Origin of the sequence: Pseudalkalibacillus hwajinpoensis, assembly GCF_015234585.1 — a bacterium.
Taxonomy (GTDB): Bacteria; Bacillota; Bacilli; order Bacillales; family Guptibacillaceae; genus Guptibacillus; species Guptibacillus hwajinpoensis_B.
Genome location: NZ_JADFCM010000008.1, coordinates 1,909,745 through 1,929,386, shown reverse-complemented (window position 1 = coordinate 1,929,386; position 19,642 = coordinate 1,909,745). Strand labels below are relative to the sequence as shown.

At 39.7% G+C, this 19,642-nt stretch carries 20 protein-coding genes; 15 read left to right on the top strand and 5 right to left on the bottom strand.

What is annotated here, in order from left to right:
- Nucleotides 1-159 precede the first annotated feature (159 nt).
- A complete protein-coding gene (locus IQ283_RS21535) occupies nt 160-1,128 on the top strand; it encodes an aromatic acid exporter family protein (RefSeq protein ID WP_194222338.1) in 969 nt (322 codons plus the stop codon).
- A gap of 46 nt (nt 1,129-1,174) precedes the next feature.
- Nucleotides 1,175-1,732, top strand: a complete 558-nt coding sequence (locus IQ283_RS21530) for a L,D-transpeptidase (RefSeq protein WP_194222086.1) — start codon at nt 1,175-1,177, stop codon at nt 1,730-1,732.
- Between the two features lie 140 nt (nt 1,733-1,872).
- Here the strand turns inward: IQ283_RS21530 and prli42 are convergent, their stop codons facing one another.
- Nucleotides 1,873-1,965 carry a stressosome-associated protein Prli42 gene (gene prli42 / locus IQ283_RS21525; RefSeq protein ID WP_142329569.1) on the bottom strand — a complete coding sequence of 31 codons (93 nt, stop codon included), beginning with the start codon at nt 1,963-1,965 and terminating at the stop codon, nt 1,873-1,875.
- A 206-nt stretch (nt 1,966-2,171) separates the two neighbouring features.
- On the opposite strand from prli42, the gene IQ283_RS21520 reads away from it, so the two are divergent.
- The 9 genes from IQ283_RS21520 (at nt 2,172) to IQ283_RS21480 (ending at nt 12,803) form a co-directional block, all read left to right on the top strand.
- Entirely contained in the window at nt 2,172-3,830 is a 1,659-nt protein-coding gene (locus IQ283_RS21520; RefSeq protein WP_194222085.1) for an acyl-CoA mutase large subunit family protein, read from the top strand.
- A gap of 21 nt (nt 3,831-3,851) precedes the next feature.
- Complete coding sequence (gene mce, locus IQ283_RS21515) at nt 3,852-4,688, top strand: methylmalonyl-CoA epimerase (RefSeq protein ID WP_194222084.1); 837 nt, start codon at nt 3,852-3,854, stop codon at nt 4,686-4,688.
- Complete coding sequence (locus tag IQ283_RS21510) at nt 4,685-6,235, top strand: acyl-CoA carboxylase subunit beta (protein ID WP_194222337.1); 1,551 nt, start codon at nt 4,685-4,687, stop codon at nt 6,233-6,235. Before mce ends, IQ283_RS21510 begins: the two co-directional genes overlap by 4 nt.
- Nucleotides 6,236-6,260: 25 nt before the next feature.
- On the top strand, nt 6,261-7,382 hold the full coding sequence (locus tag IQ283_RS21505; RefSeq protein WP_194222083.1) for a M20/M25/M40 family metallo-hydrolase: 1,122 nt from the start codon (nt 6,261-6,263) through the stop codon (nt 7,380-7,382).
- A 138-nt stretch (nt 7,383-7,520) separates the two neighbouring features.
- Nucleotides 7,521-8,009: a transcriptional regulator, SarA/Rot family gene (locus tag IQ283_RS21500; protein WP_194222082.1), complete on the top strand. Its 489-nt coding sequence runs from the start codon at nt 7,521-7,523 to the stop codon at nt 8,007-8,009.
- 98 nt (nt 8,010-8,107) lie between these two features.
- The gene (locus IQ283_RS21495) at nt 8,108-9,388 is read left to right on the top strand and encodes a DNA polymerase IV (protein ID WP_194222081.1); all 1,281 of its coding nucleotides are present in this window, start codon (nt 8,108-8,110) and stop codon (nt 9,386-9,388) included.
- Between the two features lie 36 nt (nt 9,389-9,424).
- Nucleotides 9,425-10,378: an AAA family ATPase gene (locus IQ283_RS21490; protein ID WP_194222080.1), complete on the top strand. Its 954-nt coding sequence runs from the start codon at nt 9,425-9,427 to the stop codon at nt 10,376-10,378.
- The gene (locus IQ283_RS21485) at nt 10,375-11,586 is read left to right on the top strand and encodes a DUF58 domain-containing protein (protein ID WP_194222079.1); all 1,212 of its coding nucleotides are present in this window, start codon (nt 10,375-10,377) and stop codon (nt 11,584-11,586) included. The genes IQ283_RS21490 and IQ283_RS21485 overlap by 4 nt, the downstream gene beginning before the upstream one ends.
- Nucleotides 11,583-12,803, top strand: coding sequence for a hypothetical protein (locus tag IQ283_RS21480; RefSeq protein WP_194222078.1), 1,221 nt, complete (start codon nt 11,583-11,585; stop codon nt 12,801-12,803). Before IQ283_RS21485 ends, IQ283_RS21480 begins: the two co-directional genes overlap by 4 nt.
- Here the strand turns inward: IQ283_RS21480 and IQ283_RS21475 are convergent.
- Nucleotides 12,780-13,376, bottom strand: a complete 597-nt coding sequence (locus IQ283_RS21475) for a CPBP family intramembrane glutamic endopeptidase (protein WP_194222077.1) — start codon at nt 13,374-13,376, stop codon at nt 12,780-12,782. The two genes, IQ283_RS21480 and IQ283_RS21475, sit on opposite strands and share 24 nt — an antisense overlap.
- 90 nt (nt 13,377-13,466) lie before the next feature.
- Between IQ283_RS21475 and rnz the strand changes: the two genes are divergently transcribed.
- Nucleotides 13,467-14,399 carry a ribonuclease Z gene (gene rnz, locus IQ283_RS21470; protein WP_194222076.1) on the top strand — a complete coding sequence of 311 codons (933 nt, stop codon included), beginning with the start codon at nt 13,467-13,469 and terminating at the stop codon, nt 14,397-14,399.
- 30 nt (nt 14,400-14,429) lie between these two features.
- Here rnz and namA read toward each other — a convergent pair whose 3' ends face one another.
- Together namA and IQ283_RS21460 are read right to left on the bottom strand one after the other, a co-directional pair.
- The gene (gene namA / locus IQ283_RS21465) at nt 14,430-15,449 is read right to left on the bottom strand and encodes an NADPH dehydrogenase NamA (RefSeq protein ID WP_194222075.1); all 1,020 of its coding nucleotides are present in this window, start codon (nt 15,447-15,449) and stop codon (nt 14,430-14,432) included.
- 76 nt (nt 15,450-15,525) lie between these two features.
- On the bottom strand, nt 15,526-16,311 hold the full coding sequence (locus tag IQ283_RS21460; protein WP_194222074.1) for a glycerophosphodiester phosphodiesterase: 786 nt from the start codon (nt 16,309-16,311) through the stop codon (nt 15,526-15,528).
- Between the two features lie 152 nt (nt 16,312-16,463).
- Between IQ283_RS21460 and IQ283_RS21455 the strand changes: the two genes are divergently transcribed.
- From IQ283_RS21455 to IQ283_RS21445, 3 genes are all read left to right on the top strand, one after another.
- Nucleotides 16,464-18,080 (top strand): M20/M25/M40 family metallo-hydrolase, encoded by a 1,617-nt coding sequence (locus IQ283_RS21455; protein WP_194222073.1) that lies wholly within the window; start codon nt 16,464-16,466, stop codon nt 18,078-18,080.
- Nucleotides 18,081-18,149: 69 nt separating this feature from the next.
- Nucleotides 18,150-18,536, top strand: a complete 387-nt coding sequence (locus IQ283_RS21450) for a DoxX family protein (protein WP_194222072.1) — start codon at nt 18,150-18,152, stop codon at nt 18,534-18,536.
- A gap of 123 nt (nt 18,537-18,659) precedes the next feature.
- A complete protein-coding gene (locus IQ283_RS21445; RefSeq protein ID WP_242057408.1) occupies nt 18,660-18,869 on the top strand; it encodes a heavy-metal-associated domain-containing protein in 210 nt (69 codons plus the stop codon).
- 52 nt (nt 18,870-18,921) lie between these two features.
- Here IQ283_RS21445 and IQ283_RS21440 read toward each other — a convergent pair whose 3' ends face one another.
- Nucleotides 18,922-19,557 (bottom strand): FMN-dependent NADH-azoreductase, encoded by a 636-nt coding sequence (locus tag IQ283_RS21440; RefSeq protein ID WP_194222071.1) that lies wholly within the window; start codon nt 19,555-19,557, stop codon nt 18,922-18,924.
- Nucleotides 19,558-19,642: the final 85 nt, after the last annotated feature.

Below are 19,642 nucleotides of genomic sequence, written 5' to 3'. Positions count from 1 at the left end.
CCCTTTCACAACAATAGAAAGTAAGGATATATTATGAAAATATTTAATTGAAAGCGCTATTTAGAGAGAATTTGCTGTTCAACGATACGAAAATGGTTTAGACTCTGATAATTGAAGGATATTAAAGTAGTAAGTCATATTTGGAAGGAAGTATTTTTATTGAAAGTGAAAATTGGTTATAGAACGCTAAAAACGGCAATAGGTACTGGTGTTGCGATAACAATCGCCCAATTGTTATCTCTTGATAACTACGTTTCTGCTGGCATACTTACCATTCTTTGTATAAAACCGACGACTAAACGGTCTTTTCGAAGTTCATGGGAACGATTTCTAGCTTGTTTACTCGGAATTGTGTTTAGCGCTGTGTTTTTTGAAGGAATCGGATATACACCGTTTAGCATCTCACTATTGTTACTTTTCTTTATACCAGCTGTTGTCGCCATCAAGGCAACCGAAGGCGTCATTACAAGCTCAGTTATCATTCTCCATATTTATAATTTTAATCAAGTAAGCTGGGACATTGTATGGAACGAAGTAGCTATTATTGTTATTGGTATAGGTGTTGCTCTTCTATTTAACCTCTATATGCCAAGTCTTGAGAAAGATTTGTTGAATATTAGAAAACAAATTGAAGAGAAGTTTTCTGTGATCTTAATGGAATACGCGGTTTATCTTCGAGAAGGTGAAAGCAACTGGGACGGTAAAGAAATCATTGAAGTAGGTGATTTGCTTCAGTATGCGAAGAACTTAGCTCTTAAAGATATCGAAAACCATATGATTCGCGATGATGATAAATACTATGTTTATTTTAAAATGCGAGAAAAACAATTTACGATATTAGAGAGAGTGTTACCGATTATTTCTTCACTCGATCAAACGTATATTCATGGCCGTACAATAGCCGATTTTATGGAAAAGCTTAGTGAAGCTGTTAAACCTCAAAATACTGCGAATCTTTTTTTAGAAGAGCTTGAATCCATGAGAGAGGAATTTAGGAATTCGCCGTTACCTGTTGCTCGAGACGAATTTGAAACGCGGTCAGCTCTTCTTTATTTTCTAAATGAAATCGAACAATATCTGCTATTAAAACGATACTTTAAACCGGGAGCTTTCTCGAAATCCGAATGAATTGGATAAATGGATGCATGATAGATACTAAAAGGAGTGTTAGACCATGACCTCTTTCGTACTATCGATATATCTCTCTGTATCCATTCTTTTCCCTTTTGGTAGTCAACCTACCCCAGGAGACCCGTTTCTTATCGTTAATAAGATGACTAATGAGCTTGCATTCATTAATGAAAATGAAGTTCAGCGTGTTTTACCGGTAGCGACTGGTCGAAGTACGGAAGATACACCAGAAGGGCTTTTTACAATCATTATAAAAGCAGAAGATCCTTATTACAGAAAGAAAAACATAAAGGGGGGTGCGAAAGACAACCCCCTTGGTACAAGATGGATTGGGTTTGATGCAAAAGGTACAAATGGTCGGATTTACGGTGTACATGGTACTAATCGTCCAGATTCAATTGGTAAATATATTACGGCGGGCTGCATACGTCTATTAAATAAAGAGGTTGAGTCGCTTTTTGAGGTCGTTCCAATTGGAACGAAAATCATGATTACTACGAGTGAGAATGATTTTTATAAGCTTGGAGTTGAAGCTGGAGCCCTATCTAAGGATAAAGCGATTTTAGACCATAAAGGAGTCCAAATTAACTTCGTTCATTAACATAGCTAAGAATAATGAGAGATCCTTCAAAGAGAATCCCTATACAAAGAAGAAGTTGTCAACTGACAGCCTCTTCTTTGTATAGGATGAAAACTATTTCTTTATTTGAAAATGATTTTTTTGCTAAAAACAAGTCGTTATTAAAACAACATCGCAGTTGCTCCAGCAAACAAACTAAGAAGCATTGAGATAATCATAATATATACAACAATCTTTGTGGCTTTACGAGGCATGAGAGTCCCTCCCAAAATAAACATTCTATTGTCATTTTACATGGATTTCTTATGTTGGACAAGACAATCCTTCATGAAACACTAGCGAGTATCGACAAATTTTGTAGTTCTTGAAGGAAAACGCTTACTTAATGAAGAATTAGATATAAGTTAGACATCTAAATTTCGAATTAATTCTATAGCAAGACAACTAGGGAGGAATGGGGATGGAGACAGAGAAGAAAGATTTTCAAACTCAATTTGAGGAATGGAAAGAACTAACTGAAAAACTTATTGAGAAGTTTCCGGAGAAGAAAGAAGCGTTTAAGACGAGCTCTGGAATTGATATAGACCGTTTGGGACATCCAGAAACTTTGGATGAGAACTACATGGAGAAATTGGGCTTACCAGGACAATATCCATATACAAGAGGTATTCAACCAACGATGTACCGAGGTAGAACATGGACAATGAGACAGTATGCGGGGTTTGGATCAGCTGAGGAGACCAACCGTCGCTTTAGATATTTACTTGATCAAGGTCAAACTGGATTATCAGTTGCCTTCGATCTTCCTACACAGATCGGCTATGATTCAGACGATATGATGGCCAAAGGTGAAGTTGGTAAAGTGGGTGTTGCTATTGATTCACTCAATGATATGGAAGCGCTTTTACGAGATATCCCTCTTGATAAAGTCAGTACTTCCATGACCATTAATGCTCCAGCATCTGTATTGCTTGCTATGTATATTGTCGTTGCAGAAAAACAGGGAGTGTCACAAGCACAAATTTCTGGAACGATCCAAAATGATATTTTAAAAGAATACATCGCTAGGGGTACGTATATTTTTCCACCAAAACCATCTATGAGACTTATCACAGACATTTTCGCTTATTGTGCTGAGCATGTACCGCGATGGAATACGATTAGTATATCAGGCTATCACATAAGAGAAGCGGGATCGACAGCGGCCCAAGAGCTAGCTTTTACAATTGCTAACGGAATCGCTTATGTTGACGCAGCCATTGAAACTGGGTTAAAGGTCGATGACTTTGCACCAAGATTGGCCTTCTTCTTTAACGGACACAATCAGTTCCTTGAAGAAATTGCGAAGTTCAGAGCTGCGAGAAGAATTTGGGCAAAGATTATGAAGGAACGGTATGGAGCTAAAAAAGCGAAAAGCCTTCAGCTACGTTTTCACACTCAAGTAGCGGGATCAACGCTAACAGCCCAACAACCGGATAACAATATCGTTCGTGTTACCATTCAGGCGCTTGCAGCAGTATTAGGTGGTACCCAGAGTTTGCATACGAATGCAAAGGATGAAGCATTAGCGTTACCAACAGAAGATTCAGCACGGATCGCTCTTCGAACGCAGCAAATTATCGCGAATGAAAGTGGTGTTACGGATACGGTTGATCCGCTAGGAGGTTCTTTCTTTATTGAGAAACTAACTGATCAGTTAGAAGAGTATGTGTTTGATTATATTCGCAAGATTGATGATATGGGTGGCGCAGTCTCAGCTGTTGAGCAAGGTTATATGCAGCGGGAAATTCATCAAGCTTCTTATGAAACTCAAAAGAAAATCGAAAGCGGCGAAGAAGTCGTTGTTGGAATGAATCAATATACTCTAGAAGATGAACCAAAGCCTGAATTACACCGTATAGATCCGGAGCTTCAGCGCAAACAAATCGAGAAAATTGAATCGCTTCGCTCTACGAGAGAACCGAATCGAGTGAGCGCTCGGTTGGAAGAATTGAGAATGGGAGCTAAAGGAACTAGCAATTTAATGCCTCTTATTATTAACTGTGTTAGAGACTATTGCACGGTTGGCGAAATCTGCGGGGTACTACGGGAAGAATTTGGTGAGTACACAGGAATCTAAACAAACTGGGAGTTGAGCGATATGAAGAAGATTCGAGTATTGATTGCGAAGCCAGGTCTTGACGGACACGATAGAGGTGCTCTTGTTATTGCGCAGGCCCTTCGAGACTATGGAATGGAAGTGATCTACACAGGGTTAAGACAGACGCCCCAGCAAATCGTTGCAGCTGCTGTACAAGAAGATGTAGATGCAATTGGCCTATCTTGTTTATCTGGGGCCCACAATGAATTATTCCCTGAGATTGTTTCATTATTAGAAGAGCGCAGTGCGGGGGATATTATTGTAGTGGGAGGGGGCGTAATTCCATGGGAAGACATTCCGTTTCTTGAATCAAAAGGGATTCAAAAAGTTTTCACACCAGGAACCCCTACAAAAGATACAGCCATTTTTATTGAAAAAGCAGTATATGAGCGTGATGGAATTGACCAAACCGTTAAAGAGCCACCTAAGAAAATTGATCATATTGGGATTGCCGTTTCTTCTCTTGAAGAAGCACTACCTTTTTATGTGAATCAGCTTCACTTGAAGCTTGAAGCGATTGAGGAAGTCGCTTCTGAAGGTGTGAAAGTCGCTTTTATGAAAATCGGTGAGTCGAGAATCGAACTTCTTGAACCAATGAGTGAGTCTAGTCCAGTTGCCTTATTCATTAAGAAGAGAGGCGAGGGTATTCACCATATTGCTCTTGCTGATGAAAGGATTGAGGAACGATTGAAAGAGCTTTCTTCAAACGGTGTTAAGTTGATTCATGAAACACCTGTTAAAGGAGCTGGTGGAGCGAACATTGCATTTCTGCATCCTAAATCAGCAGGAGGAGTACTATACGAACTTTGTGAAAAAGGAACGAAGGAGGCAGAATAATGGACATGTACGATAAAATTAATGAACTGTATGATCGCAGAAGAGAAGTAGAAATGGGCGGTGGTGATGAACGGATTAACAAGCAGCACGAGAAAGGTAAATTAACCGCTAGGGAACGAATTGACTTGCTGGTTGACTCAGGTACCTTTGTAGAGCTGAACTCGTTCATAGAACATCGCTCTCAAGACTTCGGCATGGGAGATTTAAAAGCACCTGGAGAAGGTGTTGTGACCGGTTATGGAAAAGTAGATGGTCGTCCTATTTATGTATTTGCCCAAGATTTCACAGTGTTTGGTGGCGCATTAGGGGAAATGCACGCCAAAAAAATAACCCATGTTATGGATCTTGCTGCTCGTAATGGTGCTCCAATCATTGGTTTGAATGACTCTGGAGGTGCGAGAATTCAAGAAGGTGTGGTATCATTGGACGGGTACGGACATATCTTCTATCGAAATTCGATCTATTCCGGAGTGATCCCACAAATTTCTGTGATTATGGGTCCATGCGCAGGTGGGGCTGTTTATTCACCTGCAATTACTGATTTTGTTTTTATGGTAGAAGATACGAGTCAGATGTTTATTACTGGTCCAAAAGTAATCGAAACGGTTACGCGCGAGAAAATTTCTGCTGAAGATCTTGGCGGTGCGAAAGTTCACCGTTCTAAAAGTGGAAACGCGCACTTCACAGGAAAAACTGAGGAAGAAGTTCTCGCAAACGTTCGCGATTTGATCACTTACTTACCATCCAATAACGAGGAGAAAACGCCAATCGTGGCAAGTCCGGAACGAGATGATTTTTGTTCGGATCTTGCGGATATTGTCCCATTCGACTCCACGAGACCATATGACGTTAGAGCCGTAATTGATTCAGTTGTTGATAAAGATTCTTTCTTAGAAGTACAAAAGTATTTTGCGAAGAATATCGTCATTGGTTTTGCAAGAATTAAGGGAGAAACAGTGGGAATGATTTGCAATCAGCCTAAGGTAATGGCCGGAGGACTTGATATTGATTCTTCTGATAAGCTTTCACGGTTTATCCGATTCTGTGATTCATTTAATATACCATTGATCACGTTTGAGGATGTTACAGGATTTTTCCCAGGGATCAAGCAAGAACATGGGGGCATTATTCGTCACGGAGCAAAGATTCTTTATTCATATTCTGAAGCAACGGTGCCCAAAATTACAGTCATTTTAAGAAAAGCTTATGGTGGAGCATATGTTGCCCTAAACTCGAAATCCATTGGAGCTGATCTTGTATATGCATGGCCGAATGCAGAGATAGCTGTAATGGGTCCAGAGGGAGCCGCAAACGTCATTTTTGCGAGAGAAATTAATGGGAGCGATAATCCCGAAGAAACGCGCGCTTCAAAGATTGAAGAGTATCGGGAGAAATTTGCTAATCCATACATAGCCGCATCACGCGGGATGGTTGATGATGTCATTGATCCGAGAGAGACTAGAAAGAAATTGATTGAAGCACTGGAATTAATGAGAAATAAGCGAGAAGAACGTCCAAAGAAAAAGCATGGTAACATTCCGCTATAAAATGAATTACAGGAGGCACGACATCATGATTAATGAACAAAGACTTGTGGATGAGTTTTTAGAACTCGTTCAAATTGATTCTGAAACAAAAAACGAAAAGAAAATAGCTGCCATTTTAAAAGAAAAGTTCACATCACTTGGTGTGGAAGTAGAAGAAGATGATGCAGCAGAAAAAACGGAACATGAAGCCGGTAACCTAATTTGTACACTAAAAGGCACCGTTGAAAGTGCAGATCCGATCTACTTCACTTCGCATATGGATACAGTTGTCCCAGGAAAAGGAGTTAAGCCTTCAATTAAAGATGGATATGTTGTATCGGATGGAACAACGATTCTTGGTGCCGATGACAAAACAGGACTAGCTGCGATGTTTGAAGCTATTCGTGTACTAAAAGAACAGAATATCGAGCATGGAACGATCCAATTTATAATAACTGTTGGAGAAGAGTCTGGACTACAAGGTGCAAAAGTTCTTGATCCAGAGAAGCTAATCGCCAAATTTGGCTACGCTCTCGATAGTGATGGTGAAGTTGGGAAAATCATCACAGCGGCCCCTACTCAAGCAAAAATCAAGGCAACTATTTATGGAAAAACGGCTCATGCAGGAGTAGCACCTGAGAAGGGAGTTTCTGCAATCACGATGGCAGCAAAATCTATTGCTAAGATGCCTCTTGGACGTTTGGATAATGAAACGACAGCGAATATTGGTCGTTTTCAAGGTGGCTCACAAACAAACATTGTATGCGACTATGTGGAAGTTCTTGCAGAAGCACGCTCGCTCGTTCCAGAGAAAATGGAAGCTCAAGTAGAAAAAATGAAGAAAGCATTTGAGTCAACAGCTTCAGATATGGGAGGCTCCGTTGATCTTGATATTAAGGTCATGTACCCTGGATTTAAGTTCAACGATGGTGATTACGTTGTAGAAATAGCGAAAAAAGCTATGGAAAAGATTGGTCGTTCCCCAGAACTATTAACTAGTGGCGGTGGAAGTGACGCAAACGTTATAGCTGGACACGGTATTCCCACAATCAACCTTGCGGTAGGTTATGAAGAAATTCATACTACAAATGAACGGATGCCGGTAAAAGAATTAGTGAAAGTTTCTGAAGCCGTTGTATCTATTATAAAAGAAGTTGCAAATGCATAGTAAGTAAAGCATTGTTTAGAACATTGTCGGATTTAGACAATGTTCTTTTTTGTTGTTCTCATCTTCGTGGCAGGATTCCTATATTATGTTAAAATAGATTCGTATGATTACAATTAAAGAAGTGGAAGCGGTGTTAAGATGGACTCTATTCAAACTCATAAACTAATGAACTATATGCGCGGAACATATAAAGTTCTCGAAAATGAATGGCAAAAAAATGCAAGAGAGATTGGATTAACTCAGGCTGAACAACATGTCATGTGGATTGTTTACTTTGAGGAAGAGGTAACGATAACCAAAATATCGGAAATCGGTCTATGGGATGTCTCCACCGTTATGCAGGTATTAAAGCGGTTGAAAAACAAAATGTTCGTTAAACTTGAAAAGAAAACGGATGATCGACGCGTATCATACGTTACTTTGACTGAAGAAGGACTAACTAAAGTAGAAGCGAGTGACCAGTATTCATACTCCGTTATGAAATACCTTGAAGAATATCGCTCCAAATCAGAAGAAAACGCTGAATTTCTTGAGGAAATGTATCAATTTCAGATGGAGTTCAATAAGCATTTTCACGGAAATGAATTTGTGAAATGGGTTGAAAGACAACAAGTTAAAACGACGTAAGACAGGGGGCCACTCCTGTCTTTTTGTTAGTTATTAGTGACAGGCACCGCCCGAATAGACTCGAACGGAGTCGATATAGGTTTAAGGAGATGTGTGGAATGGATAGGAGTGCAAAGGGAAGAGGGAGAATTATTTTTCATGTGGATATGAACAGTTTTTATGCGTCAGTTGAAGCTGCTCATAATCCAGAGCTTCGCGGAAAACCTCTTGCGATTGCCGGGAATGTTGAGGAAAGGCGAGGCATTGTGGTGACGAGTAGCTATGAAGCAAGAAAGAAAGGTGTGAAAACAACAATGCCGGTATGGGAAGCGAAAAAGTACTGTCCAGAACTTCTCATCATGCCACCTAACTTTCCCCTTTATCGCCAAACCTCTCTCCAAATATTCGAATTGCTAGAAACCTACACGCCACTCGTTCAGCCAGTATCGATTGATGAAGGTTACTTAGATATTACGGAAGATTGCGGTGAGAAAAGTCCTGTTGCTATTGCAAAGGAAATTCAACAGCGGATTCATTCTGAAATTGGTATTCCTTGTAGTATCGGAATCGCCCCTAATAAATTCTTGGCTAAAATGGCTTCTGATATGAAGAAGCCTTTAGGTATAACGATTCTTCGTAAAAGAGAGCTAGATAAATTACTCTGGCCGCTAGATGTTGGTGAAATGCATGGCGTAGGCAAAAAAACGAAGGGAAAATTGCATGAACTCAATATTAAAACCATTCACGATCTTGCTCATGCGAATCCTCTGCAGCTTGAAATGAAGCTTGGTATTAACGGAAGAAGGTTACATGACCGCGCAAATGGGAGGGACGACCGTCCGGTTGATCCTGACGCCATAGATGAGTTTAAAAGCGTTGGGAATTCCACCACTTTTCCCGAGGACCTCATTGATCATCATCGTATTAATACTGCGCTGACTAATTTATCAGATTCGGTCGCGAAGCGTATGAGTAAGAAAAATGTTTTGAGCTTTAATATTCAGCTGACGATTCGCTACAATGATCGCACAACTGTAACCAGAAGCAAGAAGCTTCAAAACCCGATTTCTCAATCTGCTGATATTTTAGATGCAGCTCAGAGACTATTTGAAAAGAACTGGTCCGGGCAGCCAATTCGATTACTTGGAATAACTGGACAGCAATTAGTTGATCGAAACGAAGCCACTGTTCAGCTTGATTTATTTTCTTTTGAAGCTGATTCAAGAAGAGATAGCTTACAGAAAACCATTGGATCTATCCGATCAAAATACGGAGATAGTGCTCTTCTAAAAGGGAACCAGCTTGGCGAAGATGGAAGTCATAAACTGCGAGACGAGAAAAGACGTGGGACGAGTCTAGATCGTGATTTTCTTTGGAATTATAAAAAAGAAAAAGAATAGCCCATTTTTCATCTGATCTGAAAGGGAGCTGACAAAATGAAAATTGTAGAAAAAATGAAGATTGTTCAACAAGAAATGCAAAAGGTGCTGATCGGCAAAGAAAAAACGATTGAACTTGTAATGATTTCATTGTTGAATAATGGGAATGTTTTATTAGAAGATGTTCCAGGTACGGGGAAAACACTTCTTGCCCGGTCAATGGCCGTTTTACTAGGAGGGGAATTTAAGAGAATACAATTTACTCCTGATGTTCTTCCAGGTGACGTCACAGGTATTCAATTTTTCAATCCTAAGAAACAAGATTTTGAATTACGACCCGGACCCGTTATGACGAATGTATTACTCGCAGATGAGATAAATCGAGCTACTCCAAGAACCCAGTCGAGTTTATTGGAAGTTATGGAAGAGAAGCAAGTAACCATTGAAGGAACAACATTAAAGCTTCCTACTCCTTTTATCGTCATGGCGACACAGAACCCATTAGAATCACAGGGCACCTTCTCATTACCTGAAGCACAAATGGATCGCTTCTTTATGCAAATGAAAAGTGGCTACCCAACCATGAAAGAAGAAAAACAGATGATTCAAATGATGAGATTACATAATCCATTTGATGATTTGACGTGTCTTTTTGAAGAAGGTGAGATTGAATCATTTCAAGAGGAAGTAAAACGAATTGAACTTTCTGATGTGATTGAAGATTATTTACTTAATATTGTGGAAGCCACAAGAAATTCAGAGTACATAAGTGTTGGCGTTAGTCCAAGGGGCACAATTGCCTTTATGAAAGCCGCACAGGGAAAAGCGTATTTAGAAGGGAGACGATATGTCACTCCTGATGATCTCCAGTTCGTGGCTCCTTATGTTCTTAGTCACCGTCTTGTACTTACGATGGAAGGATCCATGCGTATGACGAAACAAAAAGTATTTAATGAAATTCTCACTCAAATTGAAGTGCCTGTGGAAGTGTTAGGGACATCAGCAACATGAGGTGGAGATCGTCAACCACGCTTTCATTGTTTCTAACTTCATTTTTTGCTCTGAGCTGGATTGTCCTTCTTCTCTCATTTTATTTTCAGTCTTTTGAACTTTTCTTAATCACCATTGCGCTATTGCTATTAACCTTTTTTACTCGTCTGTACTTGAAAAATGCAGGTGAGCATGTTGAATTAGTAAATAACCGTCGAACGATTAAGCTTTTCAAAGGGGAGCAGGAAACCCTCTCTTTTACACTAAACAATACAGGGAAAGTGCCGATATGGAATGGGCAGCTCCATTTTTCTCTAGAGCCTATTCTGCATGTTTCAAACGTTGATCTAGTCCAAAATACCAAAAACCTTCAATTTTATTCCATACCTTATTATCTTGATAGAAAGGAAGGGAAAACCATTTCCTTTCCGATTTATGCAGATAAAAGAGGAGTGACTCGGATACGAAAAGTAGAGCTTTTGATTAAAGATCTCTTTGGATGGGGGAGACAGTTATCCATTCTTGAAAGTTTATTTCAGACAGAAATTCTGATATATCCCGAACTTTTAGAGGTAAAAGGTGTAGAGCGACTTTCGACATTCGAAATGGGAAGCCATTCTTATGAACATTCGCTATATGAAAACCTCTCATCTCCAGCAGGTGCCAGGGAATACGAAAGTTCGGACCCATTCAATCGCATTCATTGGAAAGCCACAGCTAGAACCTCAGAATTGAAAACAAAAGTATACGAACGTTCGATTGATTTGAGGTGGATATTTGTTCTTGATTTATCTGTTAAAAGGAAAAATAGTCCTGGGCAGGTCTCTAAAGACATCGAGACGTATATAAGTCAACTTGCTTTTCTCTGCAAACTTGCTACCAAAAGAGGAGTGTCATTCGAATTACATATCAATCTAGATCCAGAAGGACCGTCCCCATGTATGACACTGGAAGCAGGTGAGGGAAATGCTCAGTTGAGTAATGCGCTTGAATTGCTAGCTCGAATTGACGAAACGAGACCTTTGTTATCTTTTGAGCGAATGAGTGCATGGCTGCGGAAGCGAATAACAGATCGTTCTGTTGTCATTCGATTAGGAGAACCGATCCAAGAGAGCAAAGAAGCAGCGTTTTACCATCTATTAGAAAGGAAAGGACATAAATGCTATGAAGTGAAAATGTCAGGTGATGACGCATATCTTAGCCATTTAGAGAGGAAGAAGGAGTCATGAGTTTACGAAAGGAACTCCCTCATATTCTTTATTACGTTTATGACATGGTGTTTGTGTATCTTATCATTTCGTTTTTTTATTTGTATGAAAAAACCTTTCCACCGATATTTCCCTTTCTGACCATGGTTATAGGGGGAGGCTTAGTATTTTTCGGTGTCTACGCCCGAAACCGAGCATACATTTCGTTTACATGGATGTTGCTGCTAATGGTTTTGACGACTCTTGCGGGAGTAGTAGTGCTAGGTTTCCCGTTCCTATATACGGTTCTTCTTTCGATAGTCATTGCCTGGCGGAGTTATATAAACATGTGGGAAATCGAGCGAAGTAATGATGCGCTCATATTTTTCTTGAGTTTAATTGGGGCGTTTCTATTCTTTTTATTTAGTAATTCATCTGAGCTGCGACAGGTTATTTTTTTGTTGCCTCTTGTGCAGTTTGTGATGCTTCTTATTTGTAGAGCTGCTGTAGAAGTTAGAAAAACAGGAGGGAAGAAGCAGGCGAGGTGGGCGATAAGCTCTATCTTCATTTTGTTATCTGCTTCAAGTGTTCTGTTTAGTATCCTGATTTGGGTGAAAGAACCGATAGTAAAAGCAATCTCTTATTCAATAAGCGGACTAGGTTATGTTATTGGTCTACCGATTTACTGGTTAACATCGTTTCTTGAAGGTCGCTTTACTGAAGATGGTCAGGAATTATTACAGACGAGCTCGAGTAGTGAGACTCAAGAAATCATGAACGATAAAAAAATTCTGAATCAAGGGATGGATATTCCGATAGAGATGATTTTCTATACATTACTTTTCATTTGCTTCGTTATTGTTGCGATCGTTTTGTATAAGAAAAGGTTGGCTCTTACTCGTTTTCAACTCAAATCGTTTGCAACTTCGACAAGTGAAACATTGTATTCACAAAAAGGTAAGCAAATGAAGCAATTAAAGCCACCTTCTGATCAAATAAGAAAACAGCTCTATGATCTTGAAATAAAAGCGTTCAAATATCGTAATGGTCGCCAAAAAGATGAAACGTTAAGTGAATGGTTGCGAAGGATTCCTGGTAGTCGTGAAAACAAAGAGTTTATTATTAAAATTTACGAGAAGGTTCGCTATGGAGAGAAAGATCCAGATCACAAAGAGGCTCTTCTGTATAAAAAGCATGTGAAGAACCTCCTTCATGAAGTAAAGTTTTCGTATAAACTAGAGAAGCGGAAAGAAAACTAGAAGAAATAAGTCGAAAACAAGGTGTGAAAGCAGCGGAACGATCATATTTTCTGTGCGGTTATACAGGTATCCCCATACAATTCCTGCTAAAACAGCAGCTATCAGCAATAGAAAAGCACCTGCATATATGTGTGCACTCATATAAAGAAGAGCAGCTAGTAAGATTGGATACTTGATGTGAATCGTTCTTAGCTGTGTTTGTACAAATCCTCTCCAAAACAGTTCTTCTCCCGGAATGATGATAAGAATTAGGCTGTAATAATGCCAGGTTTGATCAGGCGCTACAAGTTGATAGAGTGCTTCAACCTGAGTGATCGACTGAGGGAAAATGTAGAGCATCATCACTTTACCCACATAAAAAATGAGATACAGCAAGCCACCGCTTCCAATTCCGATTATGAGTTGAGCGAAAGAAAGTTTCCTCCATTTAACATGACGGAATGAAAAACTACCGAGTAAGAGAAGAGATACGGTAAAGAGCGGCCAGAAGATGTCATTTAACAAAAAGAAAGACAAGAATAAAAGAATATGAGATAGGACTAATGCAACTATTAATCTATTCTTCGAAGACATGAGATTCAGCTCCTATATGAAATTCATACATATAGTGTAGCTGATCATCTAAATGTTTGCGATAAAGAGACGATGAAAAGGAGGATTTAGATGGAAATCACATTTCTTGGGACGGGTGCCGGTGTTCCTTCCACAAAACGCAACGTCAGTTCCGCAGCCCTTCGATTGGATTCTGGAGAAGTATGGTTATTTGACTGTGGAGAAGCGACACAACATCAAATTCTTACTTCATCTATTTCACTTAGTAAAATGACAAAAATTTTCATTACTCATTTGCACGGAGACCACATTTTTGGATTACCAGGCATCCTTGGAAGTCGCTCCTTTCAGGGAGGAGAATCAGAGTTGGTTGTATACGGTCCCAAAGGATTAGCTGATTTTATTGATACAGCGATTCGGATTAGTGGCACCTACCTACGTTATCCGCTGCGTATTGTAGAAGTAGAGGACGGGGTTCAAGTGAATGAATCTCATTTTTCCATTAAGGTTGCTCTTTTGGAGCACGGAATCGATAGCTTTGGTTATCGCATTGAAGAAAGGGATAAAGCAGGTACGTTAAATGTTGAAAAATTAAAGGCTCTCGGCGTACAGCCTGGACCGATCTATCAAAAGTTGAAAAGCGGTAGTTCAATTAAACTGGAGAATGGGCAAACGATTCATGCGTGTGACGTGACAGGACCAACCATTAAAGGTAGGCACATTGTCGTTTGTGGCGATACAAGATTTACAGAAAAGACCATTGATTTTGCCAGAAATGCCGACGTTTTGATTCATGAAGCTACTTTTTCTGAGGCAAACACTAGACTAGCGTATGAGTATTATCATTCCACTACAGTGCAAGCAGCTAGGATTGCAAAGGATGCTCGGGTGGAGAAACTGTTGTTAAATCATATTAGTTCTCGATACCAGGAATCTGATGTTGTAGGACTGGTGGAAGAAGCGAGAAATGTTTTTGAAAATACCGATTTAATGGAGGACCAGACAACGGTACATATTCCATTAAGAAAAGCGAGCTCAACTTGAGCTCGCTTTATCTATATCTATTTCAACACATTAGTTCCAACCACGTTCATATTGTTTAGGAGCTTTTAAATCTCCTCCAAGTTCAGCTGCGGCAGTTCTAGCCCAATAAGGATCTCTTAACATTTCTCTAGCGAGTAAAACGAGATCCGCGCGTTCATTTTGAATGATCTCTTCTGCTTGAAGAGGATGGGTAATTAATCCAACGGCTCCAGTTGCAATGTTAGATTCCCTTCGGATTTGTTCGGCATGCTTTACCTGATAACCTGGGTAGGCTTGAATACGCGCAGGAACAACTCCACCAGTACTACAATCAACAAGATCGACGCCTTGCTTTTTCATTTCGTCAGAAAAATAAACGAAATCCTCCATTGTATTACCTTCTTCATGGTATTCCTCAGCAGAAATTCGAACGAATAGTGGTCCGTCCCAAACTTTGTTTACTTCATTAATGGTTTCTTTTAAGAAACGATAACGGTTTTCTTTTGAACCGCCATATTCATCCTTACGTTTGTTAGTGAGTGGGGATAGAAATTCATTGATTAAATATCCGTGAGCGCCGTGTAGTTCAATCACATCGAATCCTGCTTCCTTCGCTCGTGCCGCTCCTTTTCTAAAAGCAACGATGGTTTCCTTAATTTGTTCGACCGTCATTTCTTCTGGTGTTTTCATCTCATCATTGAAAGGAATGGAAGATGGTGCGATAATCGGTCCATCCAGAACGGCTTTTCGACCTGCGTGCGCAAGTTGAATGCCAACTTTTGATCCCTGTTCTTGAGAAAGATGAACAATTTTTTTTAATCCTTCGATATGGTCATCACTCCAGATTCCAAGATCCTGTGGAGAAATACGACCTTGTTCTGTGACGGCTGCTGCTTCTGTGAAAATCAAGCCTGTTCCTCCTACAGCTCTGGAAGTGTAGTGAATATAGTGGAAGTTTGTGGCTTTACCATCCTGTGCTTCACATGAATACATGCACATGGGACTCATCACAATCCGGTTAGGGAAGGTGACATTTTTAATAGTATATGGTGTAAATAATGCTGAAGACATGCAATCGCTCCTTTATTACTTCTTTCGTGACCCCAAAAGTATAGCATGTCCTAAAATAGATGTCGCAAATCTTGCTTTACTTTGTTACCACACTCCAGACAGTTTTCCACCATGACTTCTTTTGTTGAGGAATTTGTTTATTATGCATGATATTAAGCGCCAGGTCTGGGACGTCTGTCATAATTCCATCCACTTCCCAATCGAGGAATTGTCTGAGTCCTTTTTCGTCATTGACCGTATAAGGACGTATTTTAATGCCATGTGAATGCACTGCTTTTACGAGTGATGCATGGATGGATTTGAATTGCGGATGGATCGCTTTTGCTTTTAATTTCTTAGCATAATGCCATGGCTCATGTAAATTCCCCTTATAAAGAGGTGCTGTTTCTAATTTTGGCCATAACTTATGCACATCTATCAGCCGTTGATGTTCAAAGCTAGAAATCATCGTATTTTTCTCAGAGCGATATTTCTTAATGAGTGGAATCGCCACTTTGGCAAGCTGTTCGTCGTCTTCTCGATAGTATTTTAATTCAATGTTTAACCAAACATCTGGGTAGTCTGCTGCCCATAACAAAACCTCTTCTAACGAAGGGATTTTTTCATGTTTAAAATCGGGAGAAAACCAACTTCCCGCATCAAGTTTTTTGAGGTCAGAGAGAGTTGTTTGTGTCACAATCCCCTTTCCGGATGTTGTCCTTTTCAACGTTCGATCATGAATGACGACAGGGATCCCATCTTTTGAAAGCTGAATATCAATTTCGATTCCGCCTGCTCCAAGATGAACAGCGCGTTGATAAGCACTTATTGTGTTCTCGGGGCATTGTCTACTTGCGCCTCTGTGAGCGAATATAATTGTCATTGTTCCCCTCATTTCTGCTGGTCTTTTCGGGTTTAGTATGTATAAAATATGATAAACGGAAAAAGTGTTCATAAAAGTCCGTCTATTCCCATTAAACCTACCAAAAACAGGTTGGATTTGCAAAAATAACAGACATATGAGGGGGCGATGAGATGGGGAAATGGCAAACGAAAGAAACCTTAATGTACTTACTATCCAGACTAGTTGAACATCAGAGTGTAACGGGATCATATCCGGAGGTAGCACTTGCTGAATATATTCACCTTCAGCTTCAAGATTTGGACTATTTCAAAGACAATCCTAATATGCTCGCTCTTCATCCAACAAGTGATGGTCGCTCTTTCGTTACAGGACTTATTAAAAAAGGACGGTCTAAGAAAACAGTTATTTTAATTAGCCATTTTGATGTGGTAGACATAGAAGACTACGGACAATTCAAAAATCTAGCTTTTAGTCCATATGATCTTACAGAAGAAATATACAAAAATATTGATAAAATGCCGGTTGAAGTTCAGAACGACCTTACAAGTGGCGAGTGGATGTTTGGGCGTGGTGTAATGGATATGAAAGCTGGGATTGCCCTTCAAATGAGTATGCTTGAAAAAGCAAATTTTGGTGAATTTGATGGGAATATTTTATTTCTTACCGTTCCTGATGAAGAAGCGAATTCACTTGGCATGATCGAAGCTGTTCCTGTACTTGTCGAAATGGCTAAACAGCATGATTTAATTTATACTGCTTGCTTAAATTCAGAACCTGTTTTTACAAATTATCCTGGCGACCAGAACTTGTATGTTTATTCAGGATCAATTGGAAAGCTATTACCTGGCTTTTTCTGTTACGGTCAAGAAACGCACGTTGGTGAGCCGTTCTCAGGATTGAACGCTAACTACATGGCTGCTGAAGTAACAAGAGAGCTTGAGCTTAACGCTGATTTTTGTGAAGTTGTCGATGGGGAGGTAACGCCTCCGCCAACTAACTTAATGCAAAAGGATTTAAAAGAAGGATACTCCGTACAGATTCCGCATGTGGGTGTAACTCTTTTCAATGTTCTTGGTATGGAGAGGAGCATTCAGCATATTACAAATCAATTAATGGAGGCAGTCAAAGTTGCTGCCAAACGCATTGAAAATCACTATTTGGAGAAAGCTACAGCGTTCTCCATGCTCCAAAACTATGTCCCTGAACCATTCAAGGTTAACGTTCTGACTTATGAGCAGCTGCACCAACGTGCTGTTATGCTGTTTGGGGAGGCAGAAATTAAACGTCGGCAAGATTATATATCTGCCAATTTTAAAGATCTAGGCGATCGAGATCTTTCAACAAGAATGGTTTTTGATTTAGCCGCACTTTGTAAAGATGATGGTCCGATGATTATCCTTTTTTATAATCCGCCATTTTATCCGGCTGTATCTTCCAGGCATGATTCTTTTATTCAGGAAACCATTCAGCGAGTGGTCGCTTATAGTTCAACTAAACATAAGGTGACGCTGAAACCTCAACATTATTTTCCTGGACTTTCTGATTTAAGCTTCGTAGGGCTTGAAAGAACGAAAGAAACAATCCAACCATTAATGAGCAACATGCCGTTATATGGTCAATCATACGAATTGCCTCTAGAAGCTTTAGAGCAGCTAAAAGTTCCCGTCATGAACCTTGGACCTAAGGGTAAAGATGCGCATAAATGGACAGAACGGCTTGAACTCACCTATTCTTTTGAAACGCTTCATGAAATGCTTCCATATACAATTAAGGAGCTGCTTCGCTAAGCGTTTTCCTTCAACAAATGAAGGTGAGTTTGCTATCATGAAAGAATCGAAGTGAAAAGGAGATACTTTATGAAAAAAACGATTCGGATGATAGCGCTCGTCTTATTTGCTTTCTTCTTTATTTTTGCAGGATTTGCTCATTTTCTTCAGGGTGAAGGTTTTGCCGCAATGGTACCCGATTGGGTTCCGTTCAAACTCGGCCTCATTTATTTAACTGGAATCATAGAGGTCGTATTAGCGATTCTTCTACTTGTTCCTTCCACACGAAAACAGGCTAGATTGTGGACGGTCATATATTTAATCGCCATTTTTCCAGCAAATATTTATGCAGCAATTGCTGGCGTACCTGCTCCAGGGCAAGATGAAGCAAATCAAGTATTATTATGGGTGAGATTACTTTTCCAACCATTATTGATCTGGTGGGTATTCTGGGCCGCAGCTCAAAAAGACAGTTAGGGAATTTCCCCTGCTGTCTTTTGCTATAATTGAAAGTTCTAGCTTTAAATTCTTGGACATAGTACTTTAACAAGAATAGGGGAAGAATAGAGTCAACTTAACAACTGGAGGGGTGAACAAGAAGTGGAAAAAACAACTTTGAAGATTAAAGGAATGACTGGAGAAAATTGTATGGTGATCGTTCGGACTGCTTTACTAGAATTGAATGGAGTTTTGGCTGTAGAAGTTCATCTCAAGGAAGGAAATGCTAAAGTAACTTATGATAAAAATGAAGTGTCTTCCTCAGATATACAGAAAGTAGTGGAAAAGCAGGGGTATGAAGTGGAGGTATAAAAAACCAGCTGAAATTAGTTCTTCAGCTGGTTTTCGTAAATAAATATCGAGATTAGAATGTATGTGCAGTGTCTTTTGCACGAGCAATAGCATCCTGTTTAATTTCTTCTGCTTTATCTGGCATAGCATTATGACCTTCTACAAAGAGTCCTTCGTATTCTGGAACACCGTAGAATTGCATCATCGTTGTGAAGTAACGATGGCCCATTTCCATTTCAGCAGCGGGACCTACAGAATACACGCCACCACGTGCCTGGATATGAATGGCTTTTTTATCTGTTAAAAGACCTACAGGGCCATTTTCAGTATATTTAAAGGCTTTACCAGCCACAGATACAGAGTCAAAATAGGCTTTCATTACTGGAGGGAAAGAGAAATTCCAGAGTGGAGTAACGAATACATATTTATCTGCTTCAATAAATTCTTCACTTAATTCATTAAGACGCTGTACTTTTTCTTGCTCACTTGCTGATAGTTCTTCAAACCCTTTTCCAGACTGCAATTTTCCCCAGCCGCTGAACACATCAGCATCGATTTGAGGAATATGCTCACTATAAAGATCTATATGAACAACCTCATCGTTTTCATTTTCTTGCTTATACGTCTCTATAAATGCTTTACCTACTGCCATGCTATAAGATTGAGTATCATCGTGTGGATGAGCAGTGATGTATAAAACTTTTGCCATTACAGATTCATTCCTTTCCTATTCGTTCCAATTATCTTGAATTGAGTTATTTTTAATTCAAGACAAATTATAAAACAGACGTAAG

What these genes read in the sequence shown, in the direction of transcription:
- IQ283_RS21530 (WP_194222086.1), top strand. Translation starts at nt 1,175, where the DNA reads ATGACCTCTTTCGTACTATCGATATATCTCTCTGTATCCATTCTTTTC.
- prli42 (WP_142329569.1), bottom strand. Translation starts at nt 1,965, where the DNA reads ATGCCTCGTAAAGCCACAAAGATTGTTGTATATATTATGATTATCTCA.
- IQ283_RS21520 (WP_194222085.1), top strand. Translation starts at nt 2,172, where the DNA reads ATGGAGACAGAGAAGAAAGATTTTCAAACTCAATTTGAGGAATGGAAA.
- mce (WP_194222084.1), top strand. Translation starts at nt 3,852, where the DNA reads ATGAAGAAGATTCGAGTATTGATTGCGAAGCCAGGTCTTGACGGACAC.
- IQ283_RS21505 (WP_194222083.1), top strand. Translation starts at nt 6,261, where the DNA reads ATGATTAATGAACAAAGACTTGTGGATGAGTTTTTAGAACTCGTTCAA.
- IQ283_RS21500 (WP_194222082.1), top strand. Translation starts at nt 7,521, where the DNA reads ATGGACTCTATTCAAACTCATAAACTAATGAACTATATGCGCGGAACA.
- IQ283_RS21495 (WP_194222081.1), top strand. Translation starts at nt 8,108, where the DNA reads ATGGATAGGAGTGCAAAGGGAAGAGGGAGAATTATTTTTCATGTGGAT.
- IQ283_RS21490 (WP_194222080.1), top strand. Translation starts at nt 9,425, where the DNA reads ATGAAAATTGTAGAAAAAATGAAGATTGTTCAACAAGAAATGCAAAAG.
- IQ283_RS21485 (WP_194222079.1), top strand. Translation starts at nt 10,375, where the DNA reads ATGAGGTGGAGATCGTCAACCACGCTTTCATTGTTTCTAACTTCATTT.
- IQ283_RS21480 (WP_194222078.1), top strand. Translation starts at nt 11,583, where the DNA reads ATGAGTTTACGAAAGGAACTCCCTCATATTCTTTATTACGTTTATGAC.
- IQ283_RS21475 (WP_194222077.1), bottom strand. Translation starts at nt 13,376, where the DNA reads ATGTCTTCGAAGAATAGATTAATAGTTGCATTAGTCCTATCTCATATT.
- rnz (WP_194222076.1), top strand. Translation starts at nt 13,467, where the DNA reads ATGGAAATCACATTTCTTGGGACGGGTGCCGGTGTTCCTTCCACAAAA.
- namA (WP_194222075.1), bottom strand. Translation starts at nt 15,449, where the DNA reads ATGTCTTCAGCATTATTTACACCATATACTATTAAAAATGTCACCTTC.
- IQ283_RS21460 (WP_194222074.1), bottom strand. Translation starts at nt 16,311, where the DNA reads ATGACAATTATATTCGCTCACAGAGGCGCAAGTAGACAATGCCCCGAG.
- IQ283_RS21455 (WP_194222073.1), top strand. Translation starts at nt 16,464, where the DNA reads ATGGGGAAATGGCAAACGAAAGAAACCTTAATGTACTTACTATCCAGA.
- IQ283_RS21450 (WP_194222072.1), top strand. Translation starts at nt 18,150, where the DNA reads ATGAAAAAAACGATTCGGATGATAGCGCTCGTCTTATTTGCTTTCTTC.
- IQ283_RS21440 (WP_194222071.1), bottom strand. Translation starts at nt 19,557, where the DNA reads ATGGCAAAAGTTTTATACATCACTGCTCATCCACACGATGATACTCAA.